This is a genomic window from Clostridium sp. UBA5712 (genome assembly GCF_002419845.1).
GTDB lineage: Bacteria > Bacillota > Clostridia > Clostridiales > Clostridiaceae > Clostridium_J > Clostridium_J sulfidigenes.
Genome location: NZ_DIGW01000014.1, coordinates 291,802 through 314,260, shown reverse-complemented (window position 1 = coordinate 314,260; position 22,459 = coordinate 291,802). Strand labels below are relative to the sequence as shown.

Annotated in this window: 18 protein-coding genes; 2 read left to right on the top strand and 16 right to left on the bottom strand. The window is 30.1% G+C overall.

Annotated elements, in window-relative coordinates:
- Positions 1 to 78: 78 nt before the first annotated feature.
- From B3B03_RS12525 to B3B03_RS12450, 16 genes are all read right to left on the bottom strand, one after another.
- Positions 79 to 537 carry a hypothetical protein gene (locus B3B03_RS12525; RefSeq protein WP_346848069.1) on the bottom strand — a complete coding sequence of 153 codons (459 nt, stop codon included), beginning with the start codon at positions 535 to 537 and terminating at the stop codon, positions 79 to 81.
- A gap of 271 nt (positions 538 to 808) precedes the next feature.
- The gene (locus B3B03_RS12520) at positions 809 to 1,987 is read right to left on the bottom strand and encodes an O-antigen ligase family protein (protein WP_346848068.1); all 1,179 of its coding nucleotides are present in this window, start codon (positions 1,985 to 1,987) and stop codon (positions 809 to 811) included.
- A 515-nt stretch (positions 1,988 to 2,502) separates the two neighbouring features.
- Positions 2,503 to 3,747, bottom strand: a complete 1,245-nt coding sequence (purD, locus tag B3B03_RS12515; RefSeq protein WP_346877473.1) for a phosphoribosylamine--glycine ligase — start codon at positions 3,745 to 3,747, stop codon at positions 2,503 to 2,505.
- 30 nt (positions 3,748 to 3,777) lie between these two features.
- Positions 3,778 to 5,295 carry a bifunctional phosphoribosylaminoimidazolecarboxamide formyltransferase/IMP cyclohydrolase gene (gene purH / locus B3B03_RS12510; RefSeq protein WP_346877478.1) on the bottom strand — a complete coding sequence of 506 codons (1,518 nt, stop codon included), beginning with the start codon at positions 5,293 to 5,295 and terminating at the stop codon, positions 3,778 to 3,780.
- A gap of 4 nt (positions 5,296 to 5,299) precedes the next feature.
- Entirely contained in the window at positions 5,300 to 5,914 is a 615-nt protein-coding gene (gene purN / locus B3B03_RS12505; protein ID WP_346877472.1) for a phosphoribosylglycinamide formyltransferase, read from the bottom strand.
- Positions 5,902 to 6,900: a phosphoribosylformylglycinamidine cyclo-ligase gene (gene purM, locus B3B03_RS12500; RefSeq protein ID WP_346848065.1), complete on the bottom strand. Its 999-nt coding sequence runs from the start codon at positions 6,898 to 6,900 to the stop codon at positions 5,902 to 5,904. Before purM ends, purN begins: the two co-directional genes overlap by 13 nt.
- A gap of 16 nt (positions 6,901 to 6,916) precedes the next feature.
- Positions 6,917 to 8,341 (bottom strand): amidophosphoribosyltransferase, encoded by a 1,425-nt coding sequence (gene purF, locus B3B03_RS12495; RefSeq protein ID WP_346877471.1) that lies wholly within the window; start codon positions 8,339 to 8,341, stop codon positions 6,917 to 6,919.
- Positions 8,342 to 8,380: 39 nt separating this feature from the next.
- On the bottom strand, positions 8,381 to 9,082 hold the full coding sequence (purC, locus tag B3B03_RS12490) for a phosphoribosylaminoimidazolesuccinocarboxamide synthase (RefSeq protein WP_035132920.1): 702 nt from the start codon (positions 9,080 to 9,082) through the stop codon (positions 8,381 to 8,383).
- The gene (gene purE / locus B3B03_RS12485) at positions 9,082 to 9,561 is read right to left on the bottom strand and encodes a 5-(carboxyamino)imidazole ribonucleotide mutase (RefSeq protein ID WP_346848063.1); all 480 of its coding nucleotides are present in this window, start codon (positions 9,559 to 9,561) and stop codon (positions 9,082 to 9,084) included. Before purE ends, purC begins: the two co-directional genes overlap by 1 nt.
- Before the next feature lie 26 nt (positions 9,562 to 9,587).
- Entirely contained in the window at positions 9,588 to 13,358 is a 3,771-nt protein-coding gene (locus B3B03_RS12480) for a phosphoribosylformylglycinamidine synthase (protein ID WP_346877470.1), read from the bottom strand.
- Positions 13,359 to 13,615: 257 nt separating this feature from the next.
- Positions 13,616 to 14,563, bottom strand: coding sequence for an ROK family protein (locus B3B03_RS12475; RefSeq protein ID WP_346848061.1), 948 nt, complete (start codon positions 14,561 to 14,563; stop codon positions 13,616 to 13,618).
- Between the two features lie 95 nt (positions 14,564 to 14,658).
- Positions 14,659 to 15,417: a YdcF family protein gene (locus B3B03_RS12470; protein WP_346877469.1), complete on the bottom strand. Its 759-nt coding sequence runs from the start codon at positions 15,415 to 15,417 to the stop codon at positions 14,659 to 14,661.
- Positions 15,410 to 15,865, bottom strand: coding sequence for a VanZ family protein (locus B3B03_RS12465; RefSeq protein WP_346877468.1), 456 nt, complete (start codon positions 15,863 to 15,865; stop codon positions 15,410 to 15,412). Before B3B03_RS12465 ends, B3B03_RS12470 begins: the two co-directional genes overlap by 8 nt.
- A gap of 21 nt (positions 15,866 to 15,886) precedes the next feature.
- A complete protein-coding gene (locus B3B03_RS12460; protein ID WP_346877467.1) occupies positions 15,887 to 17,284 on the bottom strand; it encodes a Sapep family Mn(2+)-dependent dipeptidase in 1,398 nt (465 codons plus the stop codon).
- A 481-nt stretch (positions 17,285 to 17,765) separates the two neighbouring features.
- Positions 17,766 to 19,415 (bottom strand): carbon starvation protein A, encoded by a 1,650-nt coding sequence (locus B3B03_RS12455; RefSeq protein ID WP_346848058.1) that lies wholly within the window; start codon positions 19,413 to 19,415, stop codon positions 17,766 to 17,768.
- 94 nt (positions 19,416 to 19,509) lie between these two features.
- Positions 19,510 to 20,022, bottom strand: a complete 513-nt coding sequence (locus B3B03_RS12450; RefSeq protein ID WP_346877466.1) for a hypothetical protein — start codon at positions 20,020 to 20,022, stop codon at positions 19,510 to 19,512.
- A 248-nt stretch (positions 20,023 to 20,270) separates the two neighbouring features.
- Between B3B03_RS12450 and B3B03_RS12445 the strand changes: the two genes are divergently transcribed.
- Positions 20,271 to 21,506, top strand: a complete 1,236-nt coding sequence (locus tag B3B03_RS12445) for an aminopeptidase (RefSeq protein ID WP_346848056.1) — start codon at positions 20,271 to 20,273, stop codon at positions 21,504 to 21,506.
- 236 nt (positions 21,507 to 21,742) lie between these two features.
- On the top strand, positions 21,743 to 22,447 hold the full coding sequence (locus tag B3B03_RS12440; RefSeq protein WP_346848055.1) for a response regulator transcription factor: 705 nt from the start codon (positions 21,743 to 21,745) through the stop codon (positions 22,445 to 22,447).
- Positions 22,448 to 22,459 lie beyond the last annotated feature (12 nt).

The following is a 22,459-nucleotide window of genomic DNA, read 5'->3' as shown; positions in this document are numbered from 1 at the left end:
TACGCCCATGCTGGGCGCACTAAAAATAGAGCTTAATTATCAGATGATAACTAAGCTCTTATAAATTTAATTTTTCTATTAGGATTGCATTTCTATCTCTTTCTCCTCTAAGTAAGTACATATGGCTCTGAAATCATCTATCCAATGAATTTTTGCAAGTTCTCGCAAATCTAGAATTATACCTGTACTTTTATGTTTGATATACTCCATATTATAGATTTCCGTTTCTACAAAATTATTTATATAACTATATATACATGGAACAAATTTATCCCAATTCTGTTCAAAATATTTAGTTTTTGCATAACATAATCTATTTATATGAAATATTATCCCTATAGGCGTACTCTTCGTGGCTAGTTTATGACTAAAATATTCTTGATTAGGGTATTTTGGCTCTACTCTTTCCCAATATAAGTTTTCATTGGGATGTAAATTGAATTTATCAATTATTTTGCACTTTTCTTCCCCCAACTCTTCTCTCATCAACTTTTCTCTAATAGGCTGTTCCAGCTCTTTTAAATACTTTAGATTCATAATGTAATGCCCCCTATTAAAACCTTGTTATAAATTTCTTAATTTCATTTTATTGCTTTATATAGCAATTTACCAATACTAATTATTGATAAGTATAATAATACTTATTGGTAATATTAATACAACAATATAAATTAATCTATTATACTAATTACATATATAATTTTAATAAATGAAAATCCTGTACTTAGCCTTTACTTAAGCTCTAATATATAAAAAAAGCTTTTATGAGAATAAACTTCTTCATAAAAGCTTTTACAAAACTTAATAACTATACAGCTATACTTCTTCTTTTTGAAAACACACTAACACTTTCTTTTGCTAGAGCCGTGACTATAGATGATGATCCAATAAATAGTATTCCTATTTGTGGAGTTATTATTGTAAAATCAATTACTCCATGAACTAAAACAACTACCTGTATTGCCATAAGTAAAGCTACACTACTATATCCAGATTTATAAAGATATATTAAATCTTTATAGATATTTGCTCTTATATATAAGTAAATTAAAAGTCCGATTACTCCTAAAGAAGTTAATAATGATAGCCATATATTATGAGAATGATTAATAACAGAACTATATCTTGAATATTCATTACCATGCTCTATAGTTCCTAACATTCCCCAACCAATCAATGGTTTCTCATCTATCATCTTTAAAGATCCTAGCCATATTTCTTCTCTAGTGTCAAAAGACCTCTCCATCTGATGACCAGTAATCTCTTGAGAAATATCAGATACTTTTGGAGGAGTAAAACCTACTATACCTATAACTAATAAAATAGATATAACAATTATTATATCACTCTTATTTCTTTTTACTTTCAATAGTAATAGGGAAACTAATCCAAATATTAATCCAATAAAAACCCCTCTTGAGCCAGTTAAACAAAGATTTATTAAAAATAGAGCTGTAGCACTATAATATGCCAACTTCACCTTAACACTTTTACTATTAGAAGCATAGTATATGGCCATTATCATCATAATAGCAAACCAATCTCCAGCTATGTTCGGATTTCCAAAAGTACTAAAAATTCTATGATTAGTTGAAACCTCCAATGGTACACCTAAAAATTTTTTCCACAGTTCCATTGGGAAATATGCAAAAGTAACCTTTTCTATAATTCCAACAATTCCCGAAAAAATTGAAAACTTAATTAAATAATTACATATTATTTCCAATTTCTCTTCTGTCTTGCAATAGTTTTGTAATACTACACTTATAGTAAAATATAAGAAAAAAACTATTGAAACAGCGGCAGACATAATACTTTTATTAAGAAGTCCAGCTAATAGAGACCAAAGAAACAAAAGAACCAATCCCATATTCCAACTATTTTTCTGTATTTCTTCTCTCATCTTTATAACTCTATAAGTAGTATATACTCCGGTAAATAATGCAGTATATGGAGACATAATAATTAATAATATTAAATTAAACATAATCTTCACCTTTATTTTTCTATTCTTCCATATATAATATGTTATTATCATAATGGAAATTATTTTATAGTTTTACATAATAATGTGTTCTTAAAATCCTCTATATATATCTTACACATTTTTACTAATTTTGTTAATACTTTTTACATATTTTGGTATATATTTTTTAACACATAAATATACACATTGATTATAATACATTATGTACGAATTTATTTCAACATAAAAAACATATTGTAATAAATTCGTAAGAACTTCCTCACTGTATATTATAGGATTTAAAGTTACTTCATATACCTTAAATTAATAAAATTATACCCTTTTCTCTTTTCTTTAACTATTTTACAATCAAGACTACTCTATAAACTAGATTTTAAATAAATGTAGATTTACTTATGAAAACCATTTTCTGAAATTTTCACAAAGACTATAAATATATAATATAGTGAGTATATAAATAAAAATGCTAAGGAGTAGCTATATTCCACCTCCTTAGCATTTTCTTATTTCAGTATTTATTTACCTATATCTTTTCTATAATACATTCCATTAAAATTTACTTGTAATATCCCTTTATAAGCCTTTTCTCTTGCCTCTTCTAGATTATCTCCAAGAGCTGTAACTCCTAAAACTCTACCACCATTAGTAATTAATTTATTATATATGGAATCAGCTCCAGCAATAAATACCTTTTCACTGCAACTATCAATACCTGTAATTAACTCACCTTTTTCATATCTCCCCGGATATCCTTTCGAAGAGCCTATAACACAACAAGCTGTCTTATTTTTAAACTTAACTATATCATCACTAAGTTTTCCTTCTATTGCAGCTTCAATTATATCAATAAAATAACTCTCCATAAGAGGTAACACCACCTGTGTTTCTGGATCACCCATTCTAACATTATACTCTAAAAGATATACTCCTTTTTCGCAAATCATCAATCCAAAGAATATTATTCCTATATAGTCTAGATTTTCTTCCTGTATCCCCTTAAGCGTTGGCTTTAAAATATCCTCTTTAAAGGCTTTTAAAACACTTTCATTACAGTATGGGTTTGGAGCCACAGTTCCCATTCCACCTGTATTAGGTCCCTTATTATCCTCAAATACAGTTTTATGATCCTTAGATGATATAAATGGAATTATAGTATTTCCATCCGTAATACTCAATATTGAAGCTTCTACACCTCGTAAGAATTCTTCAATTATAATTTCCTTACCCGCTCCTCCAAAAGTATCATTAACCATGAAATCATTAATGGCTAAAATTCCTTCTTCCTTAGTTTCAGCTATAACAACGCCCTTACCTGCAGCAAGTCCATCAGCTTTTATAACTATTGGATATTCAGCCTTTTCCAAATACTCTAAAGCCTTCTTTGAATCTTTAAAAGCTTCATAAGCTGCAGTTTTCACTCCGTATTTTTTCATAAATTCCTTAGCAAAGGTTTTGCTTCCTTCAAGAGTTGCTGCTTTCTTACTAGGTCCAAATATTTTTAGATTGTGACTTTTAAATAAATCTACTATACCATTACATAGGTATACTTCTGGTCCAACTACAGTTAAATCTATAGAATTTTCTAAAGCAAATTTTAGAAGTTTATCATTACCTGTTAAATTAATATTTTCACATTTATGTTCCATAGAAGTACCACCATTTCCTGGAGCACAGTATATCTTTGAAACCTTATCACTCTCACCGAGTTTCCATGCTATAGCATGTTCTCTTCCACCATTTCCTATGACTAAAATTTTCATAAAATCACCTCAAGTTTAACTTATAGGATACTAATGTTTAAAATGTCTCATTCCTGATAAAACCATAGGTATGCCATACTCATTGCATGCCTCAATGCTCTCATTGTCTCTCATAGATCCACCTGGCTGAATTATTCCTTTTATATTATGTTTACTAGCTTCATCTACACAATCTCTAAATGGGAAGAACCCATCAGAAGCAAGGATTACTCCATCTCCAGCTCTATCTATAGCTTGAGTTGTAGCCCAAATTCTATTAACTTGTCCACCAGCTATTCCCTTGGCCATACCATCCTTAACTACTACTATAGCATTGGACTTTACATATTTACAAACCTTCATTCCAAATATCATATCCCTCATATGTTCCTTTGAAGGGTTTGCTTTTGTAACTACTTTTAATTCCTCATAAAGCTTTCTATCTACATCCTGTACTAATATACCTCCATCTACAGAAATAACTTCTTTTTTATCACTTGGTTTACTCGTACATTTTATAACTCTTAGATTTTTCTTTGTTTTAAGTACTTCTAAAGCTTCTTCTTCGAACTCAGGCGCAATAACAATTTCTAAGAAAGTTTTTTTCATTTCTTCTGCTGCCTCTTTAGTTACTTTAGTATTAATGGCTACTATACCTCCAAAAATTGAAACATTATCACAACTATATGCTTTACTATAAGCGTCTAAAGCAGAATCACCCACCGCAACTCCGCATGGTGTATTATGTTTCAAAGCACAACAGGTAATTTCTTCAAATTCATTTACCACTTTCCAAGCTATATCCATATCCTTTATATTATTGTAAGAAAGTGCCTTACCATTTAATATTACAATATTATTAAGCATTCCAGTTTTATTTGTATTAGTAAATACAGAAGCTTCTTGATGAGGATTTTCTCCATATCTTAAATCTTCCATTTTTTCATAAGATAAGGATAAATACTTATTTGAATGCTTATCCTTATTCTCCATGTGGTTTAATAAGTATTCACATATTGCACTATCATAGGCTGTGGTTAAGTTAAATACCTTCATAGCAAGATATTTACGAGTTTCAAAGGAAACTTCTCCACTTTCCTTCATTTCCTCCATAACTATTTTATAATCTTCTACATCACTTATTACTACCACATCTTTAAAGTTTTTAGCAGCACTTCTAAGCATTGTTGGACCACCTATATCTATAAATTCTACTGTTTCTTCAAAGGTTAATCCCTCATTAGCTTTTTCAAAGAAAGGATATAGATTAACACATACTAAATCTATAGTTTTTATTTCTCTTTCTTTTAAAGTCTTCATGTGCTCCTCATTATCTCTAATAGCAAGGATACCTCCATGAACTACAGGGTGTAGTGTTTTTACTCTTCCATCTAACATTTCTGCTGCCTTTGTAACTTCTGCTACTTCTTTAACTTCTATGTTATTTTTCTTTAAAAGACTATAGGTACCACCAGTAGATATAACTTCTATCCCATGCTCTACTAAGAATTTTGTAAACTCTACAATTCCATTCTTATCATAAACACTTATTAAAGCTCTTTTCATAATTCCATTACTCCTTTATAATAACTTTTCTATCCTCTATAAAAATCTTATGCTCACTCATAAGCTTTATAGCTAATGGCAAAGCTTTATGTTCTTCTTCTAATATTCTTTTTTGTAGCTTTTCTGGAGTGTCATCTGATTTTACATTTACTACATTCTGGATAATTATAGCTCCTGTATCTGTATTTTCATCTACAAAATGTACTGTACATCCACTAACTTTTACACCATAATCTATTGCAGCTTCATGAACTTTAATTCCATACATTCCTTTTCCACAAAAGCTTGGAATAAGTGAAGGATGAATATTAATTATTTTCTCCTTAAAACCATCTACTAAAGGAGATGATATAATTGACAAATATCCCGCAAGAACAACTAAATCCACCTTATCCTTTAATACTTCATAAATTTTATTGCTTAGCTCTTTCTTATATATCTTTCTATCTAAGACTAAAGTATCAATATTGTGTGCTCTAGCTCTTTCTATTCCATAGGTTCCTTCTCTATCACTTATGACATACTTAATATTTACATCTTTTAAATATCCATTTTTAATGTTATCAATGATAGACTGGAGATTAGTTCCTCCACCCGAAACTAATACTGCTATATTAAGCAAACTCCTCCACCTCCAGTTTGTACTTTACCTATTTCATAAGCTTCTTCTCCAAGAGCTTTAAGTTCATTAATCACATCATTTTTAACAGAGCTATCTACCGCAAGAACCATACCTATTCCCATGTTAAATGTATTAAACATATGATACTCGTCTACGCCTTTATTAATTAAATATTGGAATATAGGTTGTCTTGGGAAAGAATCCTTTTTTATCTCTGCTGTAAAGTTATCTTTAAACATTCTTGGTACATTTTCATAAAATCCACCGCCAGTTATATGTGACATTCCATGGATATCAAATTTCTTCATAAGTGCTAATACGGGCTTAACATATATCTTTGTTGGTTCTAATAGAATTTCTCCTATGGTTCTTCCTTCAAGGACTTCATCATAATTCTCAACAACTTTTCTTACAAGGGAATAGCCATTACTGTGTACACCAGAAGAAGTTATGCCTATAAGTGCATCCCCTTCTTTAATTTTACTTCCATCTATAATTTCATCTTCATCTACAATACCAACAGCAAATCCTGCAAGATCATAATCTCCTAAATTATACATTCCTGGCATTTCTGCTGTTTCTCCTCCAATAAGTGAAGCATAACTTTGTAGACATCCTTCACTAACACCTTTTACAATATCACTGGCTATTAGAGAATCTAATTTTCCACAAGCAATATAATCTAGGAAAAATAAAGGCTTAGCACCATGACATAGAATATCATTAACACACATAGCTACACAGTCTATCCCTACTGTATCAAATTTTTTAAGCTTGATTGCAATTTCAATCTTAGTCCCTACTCCATCAGTACCTGAAACTAGTACAGGTTTTTTATATCCTTCCGGTAGTTTTACCATTCCAGCAAAACTTCCAATCCCATTTAAAACCGATGAAGTTAAAGTTCTTGCTGTATATTCTTTCATAAGTTTTACCGCTTTATAACCTTCTTCTATATTAACCCCTGCATCTTTATATGTTATCATTCTATATCACTCCTTACTAAAATTTAACTGGTGCTGATATTGGATACTCTCCATCAAAACATCCACAACAAAATCCATGGTCACTATCAAGACATTCTAATAAGTTTTCTTTTGAAAGATAGACTAGACTATCTGCTCCAATAACTTCCCCTATTTCTTTTTCATTCATTTTCTCACCTATAAGCTGACTTCTATAAGGTATATCAATACCATAATAACAAGGATATTTAACCATAGGAGAGCAAACTCTAAAATGAACTTCTGAAGCCCCAGCTTCCTTAAGCATAGTTACCAATCTCTTACTTGTGGTTCCACGTACTATAGAATCATCTATTAAAACCACTCTTTTACCAAAAACATTTTCTTTTATCACATTAAGCTTAACATTTACAGAAGCTTCTCTCTCTTCTTGCGTTGGGGCTATAAAAGTTCTTCCAATGTATTTATTCTTAATAAGTGCCATATCTATAGGTATACCTGATGCCTTTGCATATCCCATTGCAGCTGACATTCCTGAATCTGGTACCCCAACTACTATATCAGCTTCCACAGATGCCACTTCATAAAGCTTAATTCCTGCTTTATATCTAGAATTATTAACACTAATTCCATCTATAACACTATCTGGTCTTGCAAAATATATATATTCAAAAGAACAGGTGGCAAGCTTAGATTTTTCACCAAACTTTATGGATTTTACACCTTCTTCATTAATTACAACTACTTCACCAGGTTCAACATCTCTTATAAATTCAGCACCTGTAGCATTAAGTGCACAACTTTCTGATGCTAATACATAACTTTCATTTATTTTACCAAGGCATAGTGGTCTAATTCCATAAGGATCTCTGACTCCTATTAACTCATTTTCAGTTAATATTACAATAGCAAAGGAACCTTTTATTGCTTGCATAGAATCAATTACACTTTGAAGTATACCTTTCTTAGCACCTCTAGAAATAAGATTTATAATTACCTCAGTATCAGTAGATGTTTGAAACATACACCCTGATTCTTCTAAAAGTTCTTTAATGATATCAGCATTAGTTAAATTTCCATTGTGAGCTATAGCAATGTTTCCTAGCTTAAATTTTCCCATAAGTGGTTGAGCATTTTTTAATGAACTTCCGCCTGCTGTAGAATATCTTACATGCCCAATTGCACCATATCCCTTTAATTCCTTTAGTGTTTTCTTACTAAATATTTCAGATACAAGACCCATATCTTTATGGCAATTCATATCGCTTCCATCAAAGGTTGCTATTCCTGCGCTTTCTTGACCTCTATGTTGAAGGGCATAAAGACCATAGTATGTCCTTTTTGCCACATCTAAATTATCTTTTTTACTATATATACCATATACCCCACACTCATCATGAAATTTATCTTCATCATAACACTCATATCCATCGTAACTAGAAGCCTTAAACTTAAAATCCATTACTGTTTCCTCCTAAATAATACTCTTGCTAATAATTAATTACTTAATTCTTTCAAGTACCTTTGTATATCCTTCTACTAAATCTCCTAGCTCTCTTCTAAATCTATCTTTATCAAGCTTTTCTCCTGTTTTAAGATCCCATAATCTACATGTATCTGGAGAAACTTCATCTGCTAGTAATATTTGTCCATTAAGTTTTCCAAATTCCAATTTAAAATCTACTAATTTTATATCTTGATTCAAGAAAAATTCAGTAAGTATCTTATTTACTTTAGAAGCTTGGTCATATATATAATCTAGTTCCTCTTTTGTGACTATTCCTAAGGCCATAGCATGATAGTCATTCATTAAAGGGTCTCCTAAATCATCATTTTTATAACTAATTTCAAGTACTGTATTCTTAAGCTCTGTACCCTCTTCAACCCCATATCTCTTAGCCATACTTCCAGCAGCTATATTTCTAACTATAACTTCTAGTGGAATTATATCTACCTTCTTACATATTTGTTCTCTATCACTAATTTTTTCAACAAAGTGAGTCTTTATTCCTTTTTCTTTTAACATTTCAAAGATTATGGAACTGATAGTATTATTTAGTATTCCCTTTGAAGCTATTGATGCCTTCTTCTCACCATTAAAAGCTGTTGCATCATCCTTGTAGTAAACAAGTACTTCATCTTCCTTTTCAGTTTTAAATATTCTCTTTGCTTTTCCTTCATAAATAAAATTTTTCATATCCATTATAATTCTACCCCCGCTTCATTTTCCTTTATAAAATTTTCTTTCATATTTTTTCTATATTCCTTTAATTTATCTTTAATTTCTGGGTACTTTACTGAAAGCATTTGTACTGCCATCATTCCACCGTTATAACTATTATTTATTCCTACAGTAGCCACTGGAATTGATTTTGGCATCTGTACTATTGAATAAAGAGAGTCCACGCCATTTATAGCTGCATTTATTGGAACCCCTATTACTGGTATAATAGTTTTTGAAGCTATAACTCCTGGAAGATGAGCTGCTAGCCCTGCTCCAGCTATAATTGCTTCACAGCCTTCTTCCTCTAGCTTTTTTAAAACTTCTGTTAATTTTTCTGGCACCCTATGAGCTGACAACACATGAGCTTGGAAAGGGATATTAAATTCTCTTAAGCATTTCGCTGCACCTCTCATTACCTCTGTGTCTGATTTACTTCCAAATATAATTGCTACCTTCATTTAATTCTCCTCCACATCTACAAATCTTATTTAAAATACTTAACTCCACTCTGGAAGATTTTCATATCATGTTCACCTAATACATTTTTAAGAACACCATTTCCTACTCTCTCACTGTGAGCCATCTTTCCAAATACTCTTCCATCTATACTTGTGATTCCTTCAATTGCATATACAGATCCATTTGGATTAAAGTTTATATTATAGGTTGGATTACAGCTATTATCTACATACTGAGTTGCAACCTGACCATTTTTAAATAATTCTCTTACCACATTTTCATTGGCAACAAATCTTCCTTCACCATGAGAAATTGGAACTTTATAAATTTCACCTTCATTACACTCACTAAGCCATGGTGATTTATTACTCACTATTTTAGTATTTACCATAGTACTTTGGTGACTTCCAATTAAATTATGGGTTAAAGTTGGGCTATCTTCAGCAATATCTCTTATTTCTCCATAAGGTACAAGTCCTAGTTTTATAAGAGCTTGGAATCCATTGCAAATTCCTAGCATCAAGCCATCTCTATTGTTTAATAACTCCATAACAGCATTTTTAACTCTTTCATTTCTAAATATGGCATTTATAAACTTACCTGAACCATCTGGCTCATCTCCCGCTGAAAATCCTCCAGGTAACATAATTATTTGAGATTCTTTTATACTTTTCTCCATATTCAATATAGATTGCCCTATATGTTCAGGAGATAAATTATTAAATATAACAGTTTCAACCAATGCTCCTGCTTTTAAGAAAGCCCTCTCACAATCATATTCACAGTTTGTTCCAGGGAAAATCGGAATAAGTACCTTAGGTTTTGCAATCTTAATCATTGGTGATACTTTTAAATTTTCATCTCTTTTGCTTCTATCAAATAAAATTTCGTCCTTCATTTCAAGATGATTTATTCTATCTTTTCCGTAGTTTTTATTGAAAATTTCTTCAAGGCCATCTTCATATGAACTAGCTAACTTATTTAAGTTAATTTTTTCATTTACTCTTACTATTGCATGTTCTTCTATTGTATCTCCAAGATAAATTATGTTTTCATTATCCATATTAAAATTCTGGTTAACTTCTAGTATGATAGATCCATACCCAAATCCTTGAAGCTGCTCCATAGATACTTTCTCATTTAACTCAATACCTATATTATTTCCAAAGCACATTTTAGAAATAACTTCTAAAGCACCACCATAATTTATACTTCCACTTGCTAAAATTTTTCTTGACTTTATTAGTTCACTTACCAATCTATAGTTATTATTTAACACTTTAAAATCTGGAGTAAAATCTTCCTTTATAGGCGCATTTATAACTATAACTTTACTTCCAACTTTCTTAAAGTCATTACTTATTGTATTGTCTATGTTTCCTGTAGTCACAGCAAAACTTATTAATGTAGGTGGAACCTTTAGGTCTTTAAATGTTCCAGACATACTATCCTTGCCACCTATTGCTGCTATTTCTAAATTGTGCTGTGCATATAGTCCACCAAGTAATGCTGCAAATGGTTTTCCCCACTTTTTAGGGTCATCTCCTAACTTTTCAAAATACTCTTGGAAAGAAAGGTAAATTCCATTTATATCTCCACCTAAAGCTACTAGTTTAGTAATACTCTCTACCACTGCATATAATGCTCCATGGAAGGGACTCCATTTCGAAATTTTAGGATTATAACCATGCGCCATTAAAGCTGTAGTAGTAGTCTCTCCATTTTCCACTGGTATCTTAAATACCATCCCATCCACTTGAGTTCTTTGAGTTTCTCCTCCATATGGCATTAATACTGTATTTCCTCCTATGGTGGAGTCAAATATATTCATAAGACCCCTTTGTGACATCACATTTAAGTCCTTAGACAATTCTTCAAAGGCTTCCTTTAGTGATAACTTAATATTTTTCTTGTTAAAGTAGTTATCTTCTTCTTTGGGTGCAGTAACCTGAACCTTACCATAAGTACTAGCACCGTTTGTATCTAAGAAATCTCTCTTTAGATTAACTATTTCTGTTCCTTGCCATGTAATAATCATGGATTTTTCTTCAGTTACCATTGCCACTACTGTAGCTTCTAAATTTTCTTCCTCACAAAGAGTTATAAATTTCTTTACATCTTTTTGTGAAACCACTACAGCCATTCTTTCTTGTGACTCTGATATAGCTAATTCAGTTCCATCTAAACCTTCATATTTTTTCTTAACTTTATCTAAGTTAATTTTAATTCCATCAGCAAGTTCTCCAATTGCTACAGAAACTCCACCAGCGCCAAAATCATTACATCTCTTTATCAATGTTGTAACTTCATTTTTTCTAAATAATCTCTGGATTTTTCTCTCTGTAGGTGCATTCCCCTTTTGAACTTCTGAACTACAGTTGTCAATGGATTTTTCATTGTGCTCCTTAGATGATCCTGAGGCTCCACCAATTCCATCTCTTCCTGTTCTTCCTCCAAGTAATATTACTACATCTCCTGGAGTTGGTACTTCTCTAATAACATTTTTTGCAGGAGCTGCTCCAATCACTGCTCCCACTTCCATTCTCTTAGCTACATACCCTTCATCATAAATTTCTCTTACATATCCTGTAGCAAGTCCAATTTGATTTCCATAGCTACTATATCCTTTTGCTGCTTCCTTCGTAATCTTTCTTTGCGGAAGCTTCCCTACTAAAGTTTCCTCTATGGCTTTTCTTGGGTCTCCAGAACCAGTAATTCTCATAGCTCCAAATACATAACTTCTACCTGATAGTGGATCTCTTATAGCTCCTCCAAGACAAGTTGAGGCGCCTCCAAAAGGTTCAATTTCTGTTGGATGATTATGCGTTTCGTTTTTAAACATTAGAAGATACTTTTCTAGCTTACCATTAACATCCACATCGATAACTATACTACATGCATTTATCTCTTCAGATTGATCTAATTTTTCAAGTTTTCCATCTTTTCTTAGCTTCTTCATAGCTATAACTGCCATATCCATCAAAGTTATTGGCTTTTCTCTATCTTTATATACTTCTCTTCTGTAGTTCTTATATACTTCGAACCCTTTTTTAACAGGCTCTATATACTTTCCTTCCTCAAAATCTACATCTGTTAATACTCTTTGAAAAGTAGTATGTCTACAGTGATCTGACCAATAAGTATCTAATACTTTTATTTCTGTAATTGTAGGATTTCTATCTTCTCTTTTAAAGTAATTTCTTATAAGAACTATATCTCCAATACTTAAAGATAACCCTTTTTCCTTTAAAAAATTCTGCAATTCACTTTCATTCATATTTATAAATCCATCTATTATCTCTACCTCTGATGGCAATTGTTGATCTTCCATTATAATTTCTTTTTTCTTTAGTGAACTTTCCTTAGAATCTACAGAATTTATATAATAATTCTTTATTTTTTTAATTTCTTCTTTGGTAACCTCTCCATATAAAGCTATTACTTTCGCTGTCTTAACTTGTGGAGCTTCCTTTTGTGTAATTAGTTGAATACATTGAGCTGCTGAATCAGCCCTTTGATCATACTGGCCTTCATGGTATTCAACTACAAAGTAATTACTTCCTTCTAAATCTATATTTTCCTCATATATATTATCGGTATTCTTTTCACTTAATACCGTATATTTTAATGCTTCCAACTCTTCATTTGTAATACCACAAATATCATATTTATTTATTAACCTTATATCATTTATGCTTTTTATTGATAATAAGTTTTTAACTTCTCTTAATAATTCTTGTGCATCCTTATTAAATTCTGATTTTTTTTCAACATAAATGGTGAATATTTTATTCATTTAACGTATCCCCCTTTAATATATACGAACATTATATAATATAATACATTTATTATTCGTCTTTATTTATATAATAATACAAACTTCAAAAAAAATAAACCTTTATTTGAAAATTTCATATTTTTTTTATATGTGCTATACATATAATTCAATTTTAGATTTTTTCGAAATATTTTATGGATAAATTGTGAATGAAATTAAAAGCACCTATGGAATACTATTTATATCCATAAATGCTTTTATTATATATATATTTTTTATCTATATTTACACAGAGAAGCTGCTCCTATAATACCACCATCATTTCCAATGCCAGATAATAAAATTTTCCCTACATCCATACCTTTATAATAAGTTATTTGAGATACTTTTTCCCTTAACATAGAAATAAAATACTCTCCTGCAGCTGATAAACCACCTCCTATTACAAAAACTTCAGGATCTACTATAGAAATAATATTCATAATTCCTATAGCTAAATAATTTGTCATTCTACCAATTACTTTACAAGCTACCTTGTCTCCTGCCTTAGCTTGGTCAAATATAACTTTTCCATCAATACTATTTAAATTACCTTTAACTTCAGTCATAATAGCTGAATCATTTCCTTCTTCAATCAGTTTTCTTGCATGCTTTATTATAGCTGTAGATGAGGAAAAGGTTTCTAAACATCCATTTCTCCCACAATTGCAATCATAATAATTTTCTCCCACTATCATATGCCCAATTTCAGAGCCTATTCCGTGGAACCCATCATATACATGTCCATTAATTATTATGCCTCCACCAATACCGGTTCCTAAGGTTAGTAAAACTCCCGTATGATAGCCTTTCATAGCTCCAACTACCAATTCAGCTACTCCAGCTACAGTAGCATCATTACCTACGAAAACCGGAATACTTAATTTCTCCTCAATAGCACTCTTGATATCTACATTATTCCACCTGAGATTTACACAATCAATTATGATTTGGCTTTTAGGATCCACTATTCCAGGTATACCTATTCCTATACCCTGTATATGAGATTTAGGTATATTATTAACATTTATAGTCTTAGAAATCAATGCTATTATATCTTCAATAATGTCATTGAATCCGTTTTCCCTTTTAGTAGGAATTGAATCTTTGTATATTAACTTATTATCACTATCCACAATACCAATTCCTACGTTAGTTCCCCCTAAATCTATTCCTATATACATATAAATCGCCTCCTATAGATCCTAATATACATATTATTAAATTAATTACGTTAATATTTTTCAATAATAAAATCAACATACAGTACTGTTTAACTTTATTTTATATAATGATAAATTAACTCCTTTACATAAGCAAAACTTTCTCTCACATAAAAATTCAATGATGTAATTATTTCATTTTTAGCACTATAACAATATATCTTTAATCCCGTATTAATTCCTATGTACTTAGCTCTAAACATGTGGAATCTATTGGTTATTAAGGTAACACTTATATTGTCCTTTTCTTTACTTTTATTTTCCATTATTACTTTTGAAAACTTAAAATTCTCATAGGTATTAGTAGACTTTTCTTCCATTATAATATTATTCTCATCTACTCCATTACTTACTAAATATCTCTTCATAGCAAAAGCTTCAGTGATATCCTCATCTTTACCCATGCCGCCACTAACTATAATAGGTATATTATCATGGATTTTATTATATTCTATAGCTTTATCTAGTCTAAAACGTAAAGATTTAGATATTTGTTCCTTATTTATTCCAGCTCCTAATACTAAAACATAATCTGTAATACGGTCATCCTCAATAGTGCCAGTATATATAATTAATCCTTCTAATACACAAAAAATTATAAGACCTATAGAAACAATTACAGTTAATACTTTTCCTGAGGAATTTTCTGTAAGGTTATTTTTTAAAATCCAATGAGTTATATAACTCAATATAGCTACTATTAGCCAGAACCCTGCAAAGGCTATATGGAAGTTAAATATCTTTAAAATACAATAATATATAATAGCAAACCATCCTATGTACACAAACATATGGTATAATTTAAACTTATTCATAAAATTGTCCTCTTTTCACTATTTTTATATGGGTAGCCATATAATTTACTATAAAGAATGTAACTACACCACTAAAATCAATTAGTACATCTCTTACTTCAGAGCTCCTACCTATAATAAAACTCTGCAAAAACTCATCGCTTAAAGCCACTAATATACAAGATAATAGAATAAAAGAGTTATTTTTCTTTTTATTGAAAGCTCCACAGGTGATTGTAACTAAACCACCCAAAATGAAATATTCTGTAAAATGAGCTCCCTTCCTAACTATCACAGTCAATACTTCCCCCTTAGATTCATCTAATTTTAAAGTACTTAATATAACATTTACTATTTTAGAGCTAGAACTTGAAGATTCCACCGCCGGTTGAGATGACATATAAAATATAAAGCTAATCCAGAAAATAGTTATAAGCAATAGTATGTTTTTTTTCTTAATATCCTCCACCCCTTTCAACAATTTTAAATTTTATTTCAATAGTTCATATATAGCCATAGCATATATTTCTACTAAATCCATAAATTCATCCAAAGTAATAAACTCATCAACTGCATAATTTAACCCCTTATTTTTAGGAAGTATAGGTCCAAAGGATACCAGGTTACTCAAGACTCTTGCATAGGTTCCTTTTGAACTTACGTAAGGCTGTGATTCTTCATCACCAGTAACTTCTCTATAAGCCTTCATAAGTTTTTTTACTACAAAGCTATCCTTAGAAAAGGAAACTGACCTTAGGTGACTTAGATTTTTTATTTCAAGAGAAGAATACTTAAAACCATCTTTAACTAATTCTAATACATCACTATATACATATGATATAGGATAGTTGATATTAACCTTTATATCAACTCTATCACTAGTTAAATTTATGGTGCTCACATTAAAAGTAAAGTTACCAGAATCTTCATCTTGTAATTTACAATTTATTTTTTCTCCATTGTATGAAGTAGAAATTAATCTATTATATTCATGAACAAATTCTCTTTTATCAATAAATTCCTCAAAATTCTCAAGAAACTTAAGTCCATAGGATATGGCATTTACTCCTTTATCCGGGTTGTTACTATCAGCTTCCTTACCTATAAATTCTATATTCATAAGTTTATTTTGACTTATAGTTTTATATTTTATGTTTTGAAGTTTTGAAAACCTTTTTAGCTCCGTTTCAATTTTATCTTTAAATATATCTTCACAACTAAGTATAATACTAATTTTAGACGGTACAGTATCTATACTTTGTCCTCCAACTATTTGTACTATATTGATAGGCGCATCAAAGCCACCTGAAAATTCCATATGAAGATCAAAATTCATTATACCCTTTTCTCCATATATAACAGGAAATACACCGTCTGGGGTAAACCCTATATCTGGAGCTACTTCATATTCCTTATAATAATTTATGCTTTTTATTCCAGTCTCCTTATCTGCCCCCACAATCATTCTAATTTTTTTTCCTTCTGGAATTAAATCTTCATCCTTTAAGAATTTCATAGCGTATAGACAAGCTATTAAAGGTGCCTTTGCCTTTACAATACCTCGTCCATATATCTTACCATCATAAATTTCTCCTGAAAATGGGGGTTTTGTCCACCCTGCTCCTTCTTCGTTCACATCTACATGACATAAAACACCAATTGTATAATCACCACATCCAGCATCTACTTGACCACAGTATCCGCAAAAGCTTTGACTTTTAAATCCCATATCTTTAGCTTTGTCTAACACAAACCTAAGACTCTTGTGAACTTCTTCCCCGAAAGGCATATTAGGCTTTTTATGAGAAGCTACACTTCTTATTTTTACTAATTCTATCAAATCTTTTATAATCTGCTCTTTATTTTCATCTATATGTTCCTTAAACATAAATAACTTTAGAAGTTTGTACCAATAAGTACTGTACTTACTAAAGTTCACCTCCTTATATTTGAAAAACTTTTATACCTTAAATAAACTGATTTCTTAGCTTCTCCGAAGCTTAGAAATCGTTATCCAGGGACATACCAACTCTTAACTCTCACTTTTAAAAAGAGGGAGTACTAGAACTGGTAGTCATCGGATAAATCCATTGTAAACTTATTCATTCCATTAATGAATTGTGTTAGTAATTTGTCGTTATATATATCCTATTAAATTCATTATTCATATTTATTTATAACATAAATATTCTCCAGATGAAATACTCTTATGCAACTCTTACGTAATTTCACAACAAAATTTTATTATATATGTATATCATTACATAATAAATATTCTATTATACCATAATAAAAGAGTCTATTAATTAATTCATAAATAGGCTCTTTTACTGTAGATATTACTTTTTATTTTCTATAAAATATGCTAACTACTTTAATATAGTCTTATTAACATTTTTCTTTGAATTATTATTTCGTATTAATGTGTTATACGCTTCTATTATTAAGACTATAGCAAGAATAAATAGTATTAGTGCAATTATACCTAATATATAATTGGGAGTTGATGAGAAAATATAATCTTTAATTAATAGACCTAAAGCAGATAATGTTACAATAAACATTAATACCATGGGTATAATTGTAACTAAAGCTTTCTTTCCACTCTTAGTAAGCCATGCTGTTATTGCTAAAAGTGCAAGAGCTGCTAAAAGTTGATTAGCGGATCCGAATATTGGCCATATCTTATTATATCCATAAAGGATTAAACCAAAGGAAGCTAAAACAGTTATTCCAGTTGATACATACATGTTTTTGCTTATAATATTCTTTTTACCACCTTTTCCCTCACATAACTCTTGTAAAATATATCTTCCAATCCTAGTAGCTGTATCTAAGCTTGTAAGAGCAAAAGCTGAAAAGCACAAAGTAACAAACACTATACCTACTTGTTGAGGTATTCCGAATCCACTCATAAAATTAGCAACACCATTTGCAAATATAACAGCAGGTGTACCTTCTGCTTTGGTTACATAGCCTACAGCTATGAGAGCTATAACAGCTACTATACCTTCAATTAACATAGAACCATATCCTATAAGTTTAGCATCCGGCTCTTCTCTATCAATCTGTTTAGATGTGGTGCTTGAGCTCACAAGAGAATGGAAACCTGAAATAGCACCACAAGCAACAGTTACAAACAAGAATGGGAATAGAGTTTTTCCACCCATATTAAAACCATTAAAAGCAGCTAATTCCATAGCAGGTCTTTTTATTACTATTCCAAGCAGAGCACCTATAATGATTCCGTATAGTAGGAATGAGCATAAATAATCTCTTGGTTGTAATAATAACCAAACAGGTAATGTAGATGCTAAGAAAATATATATTAGTAATAATATTTGCCATCCAAGCTTTGACAACTTAATAATTGGAAATATATATCCTATATAAATACAAAATAATAATAGCACTATCCCTATTACTGAAGCTACTGATAACTTAGCACCTTTTTTGAACACACTAAATCCAAAAATCACTGCTAATACAATAAATAGCATAGATGCTGTTCCAGCTTGAGCTCCCATCAAATTTTCTGGAATAGCAGGATCATAAGCAAAGGTAGATGCACAAATATCTGTAAAAGCTGCTACTACCAATACAATTGTGACCCATCCAAATATATTAAATAATTTTTTTCCTTTCTCTCCAATGTTTACTTTAATAACTTCACCTATTGTTTTCCCATCATGCCTTACAGATGCAACTAATGATCCAAAATCATGAACTCCGCCTATAAAGATACTTCCTATGATTATCCACAATAATACAGGTAACCATCCAAATATAGCCGCTTGGATAGGTCCTGTGATTGGACCTGCTCCAGCTATAGATGAAAAATGGTGTCCAAGTAATACCTTTGAATTTGTTGGACAATAGTCTACATCATCCCTTAGTGTATGTGCTGGAGTTTTTCTTTTGGGATCAATCCCAAATTTTTTAGCAAGAAAGGCTCCATAAGTCACATAGGCTACAATGAATATAGCTATGCAAATTAATAATAAAGCTAATGAATTCATACCAAAACCCCCTTTATATTTAAAACAAGGTCATAAAATTATAAACCTTATTTTTAACTAAGTTATATTAAACAAAGAAAATGCCGATTATAGATTAATTTATATTAACCTTATCAAAGGATAACCTGTCAATTATATCTTTAGATATTTTATTATGATATATTTCACCGTTATTCAAATCTACTACAATAAGCCTTAAAATACTCCATCCATAAAAACTCATTCTATAATTCTTAGTATAATTAAATCTTTTAATTTTTCTCATAATATCTTCATCATTTATGTTTTTAGTCACAAGTATTCCAGTTATGTAGGTAGTTTTATGATTCTTGTGTGGATTAACTATACTTACCGTGCATTTCTTAAGATAATTTATAAAATCATCTAAAAATTCCTCATCAACTCTATCTTCACTGACTACCAAACAATGTTCATTACACTCATATTCATCAATTATTTTATTTTCAGAAATAAAGCTTCTTCCAAATTTCATATTCCAAATTCCATAAATATCTATCCTTTTATTCATTAGGCTCTTATTTATTTCTAAATGAAAATTATTAGAAAATACTTTTGCAAGATGATTTAAATAAATTAATTTATCCATATATCCTCCTAAAATATGTTATACTTATTTTTATGCTGATTTTTAGTGATTTATAATAATTATGAAAAATAAATGTAAATATTTCAAAATTATATTTATAATATCTTTTTAACATAAAAACCTATACTATAAAATAATTTTGTATAGAAATTTAATAGTTTTACATATATAATAAAAATAATTAATAATTTACTTTATTAGAATAATTTAAAATTATTACGCAATTATTAAGGAGATGATCTGAGTATATGAAAATAAATGATGAGTTATTAAAAAAATATGCAAAACTTAGTGTATCAATCGGTGTAAACGTACAACCTAATCAAATTCTTGTTATAAAATCACCTGTAGAATGCGTTAATTTCACGAGAATGATTGTTGACGAGGCCTATAAAATTGGCGCAAAAGAAGTTGTTGTTCATTGGAGTGATGAAGAATGTGCTAAACTCAAATATCTCAACTCCCCTATAGATGTTTTTGAATCATATCCAGATTGGATGAAAGAATCCATGCTCACCTATGCTAAAGATGGAGCTTGCTTTTTAAGTATAAGTGCATCAAATCCTGAACTACTAAAAGATGTAGATCCTAAAAAAATTGTAGCTTCACAAAAATCCTCTAGCATAGCTACAAGAGAATTTAGCGAAAGACTTATGAGTAATAAAAATTCTTGGTCTATAATAGCTCTACCAACTAAAGGTTGGGCAACTAAAGTATTCCCTAATCTTTCTGAGGATGAAGCAATAAATAAACTATGGGGAAACATATTTAATATAGTACGTGTGGATCAAGAAAATCCAGTTAAAGCTTGGGAGGATCACAAGAAAAATTTAATTAAAAAAATAAACTACCTTAATGAGAAAAATTTTAAATATCTTCACTACACCAACTCTCTAGGTACAGACTTAAATTTAGAGCTTGTGGATAATCACCTATGGATAGGTGGTGCAGAATACACTCCAGAGGGAATAGAATTTATTGCAAATATGCCTACAGAAGAAATCTTTTCAATGCCAAAGAAAACAGGAGTTAATGGTAAGGTCTTTAGCTCAAAACCTCTAAACTATGGTGGCAACCTAATTAATAACTTCTCTCTTACCTTTAAAGATGGTAGAGTTGTTGATTTTGAAGCTAAAGAAGGCTATGAGTCCTTAAAGTCATTAATTGAAACTGATGAAGGATCTCATTTCCTTGGAGAAGTTGCTTTAGTTCCATTTAACTCTCCTATTTCAAATTCCAATATAGTTTTCTTTAACACTCTATATGACGAAAATGCTTCATGTCACTTAGCCTTAGGTAAAGCATATAACTTATGTGTGAAAGATGGATCAAACAAAACTACTGAAGAAGTGTTAGCTCTAGGCGGCAATGACTCTTTGACTCATGTTGACTTCATGATAGGAACCTCTGATTTAAATATTACTGGAATTGGCTTTGATGGTTCAAAATCCCCTATATTTGTAAATGGTAATTGGGCTATATAATTATTAAATATCACTATATAAATTTAATCTCATATATATGTTTTTATTATCAACTTCAATGTAACTTATAGATAATTTATTAAGTTAAAATTATCTATGAGTTATTCTTTTTTTAGTTAAAATTATAGTTATTATAATTAGTAATAAAGTTTTAATACTTTTTGTGTATTTATGTTGTAAAATATTAATTGTAAATCATAAAAAATGTTTAAAAATAAAAGGTGGTGCTCAATAGTATGTCAAATTTCAATATTTTAGTAGTAGATGATGAAGTTGAAATATGTAATGCTATAGAAATATATTTAAAGCGTGAAGGCTTAAACGTGTTAAAGGCTTACGATGGAATTGAAGCTCTTCAAATTTTAGAAGAAGAAAAGATTCATTTAATATTATTAGATGTAATGATGCCAAAACTTGATGGTATAAAGACATGTTTAAGAATTAGAGAAAATAGAAATATACCTATAATAATTCTGTCTGCTAAATCTGAAAATCTTGATAAGATTATTGGATTAAATAGTGGTGCTGATGATTATATAACTAAACCTTTTAATCATCTTGAACTTATAGCTAGGGTTAAATCTCAACTAAGAAGATATGAAAAACCTCTTGATATAGAAAATGTAAATTTAAAAGATAAAATTATAATTAAAGACTTAATTATTGATACAACCCTAAAATCTGTAACCCTAAGGGATGAGCCTGTAAAACTGACAGCTACAGAATATGGAATATTACTATTACTAGCTTCTAATAACGGTAAAGTTTTTTCTATAAAAGAAATATATGAAAATGTATGGAAAGCTCCATTTTACCATAGCGAGAATACAGTAACTGTTCACATTAGAAGAATGCGTGAAAAAATTGAAATTAATTCTAAAGATCCAGAATATATAAAAGTTGTCTGGGGAGTTGGATATAAAATTGAAAATCCTAGTTAAAGGAGGGTTAAA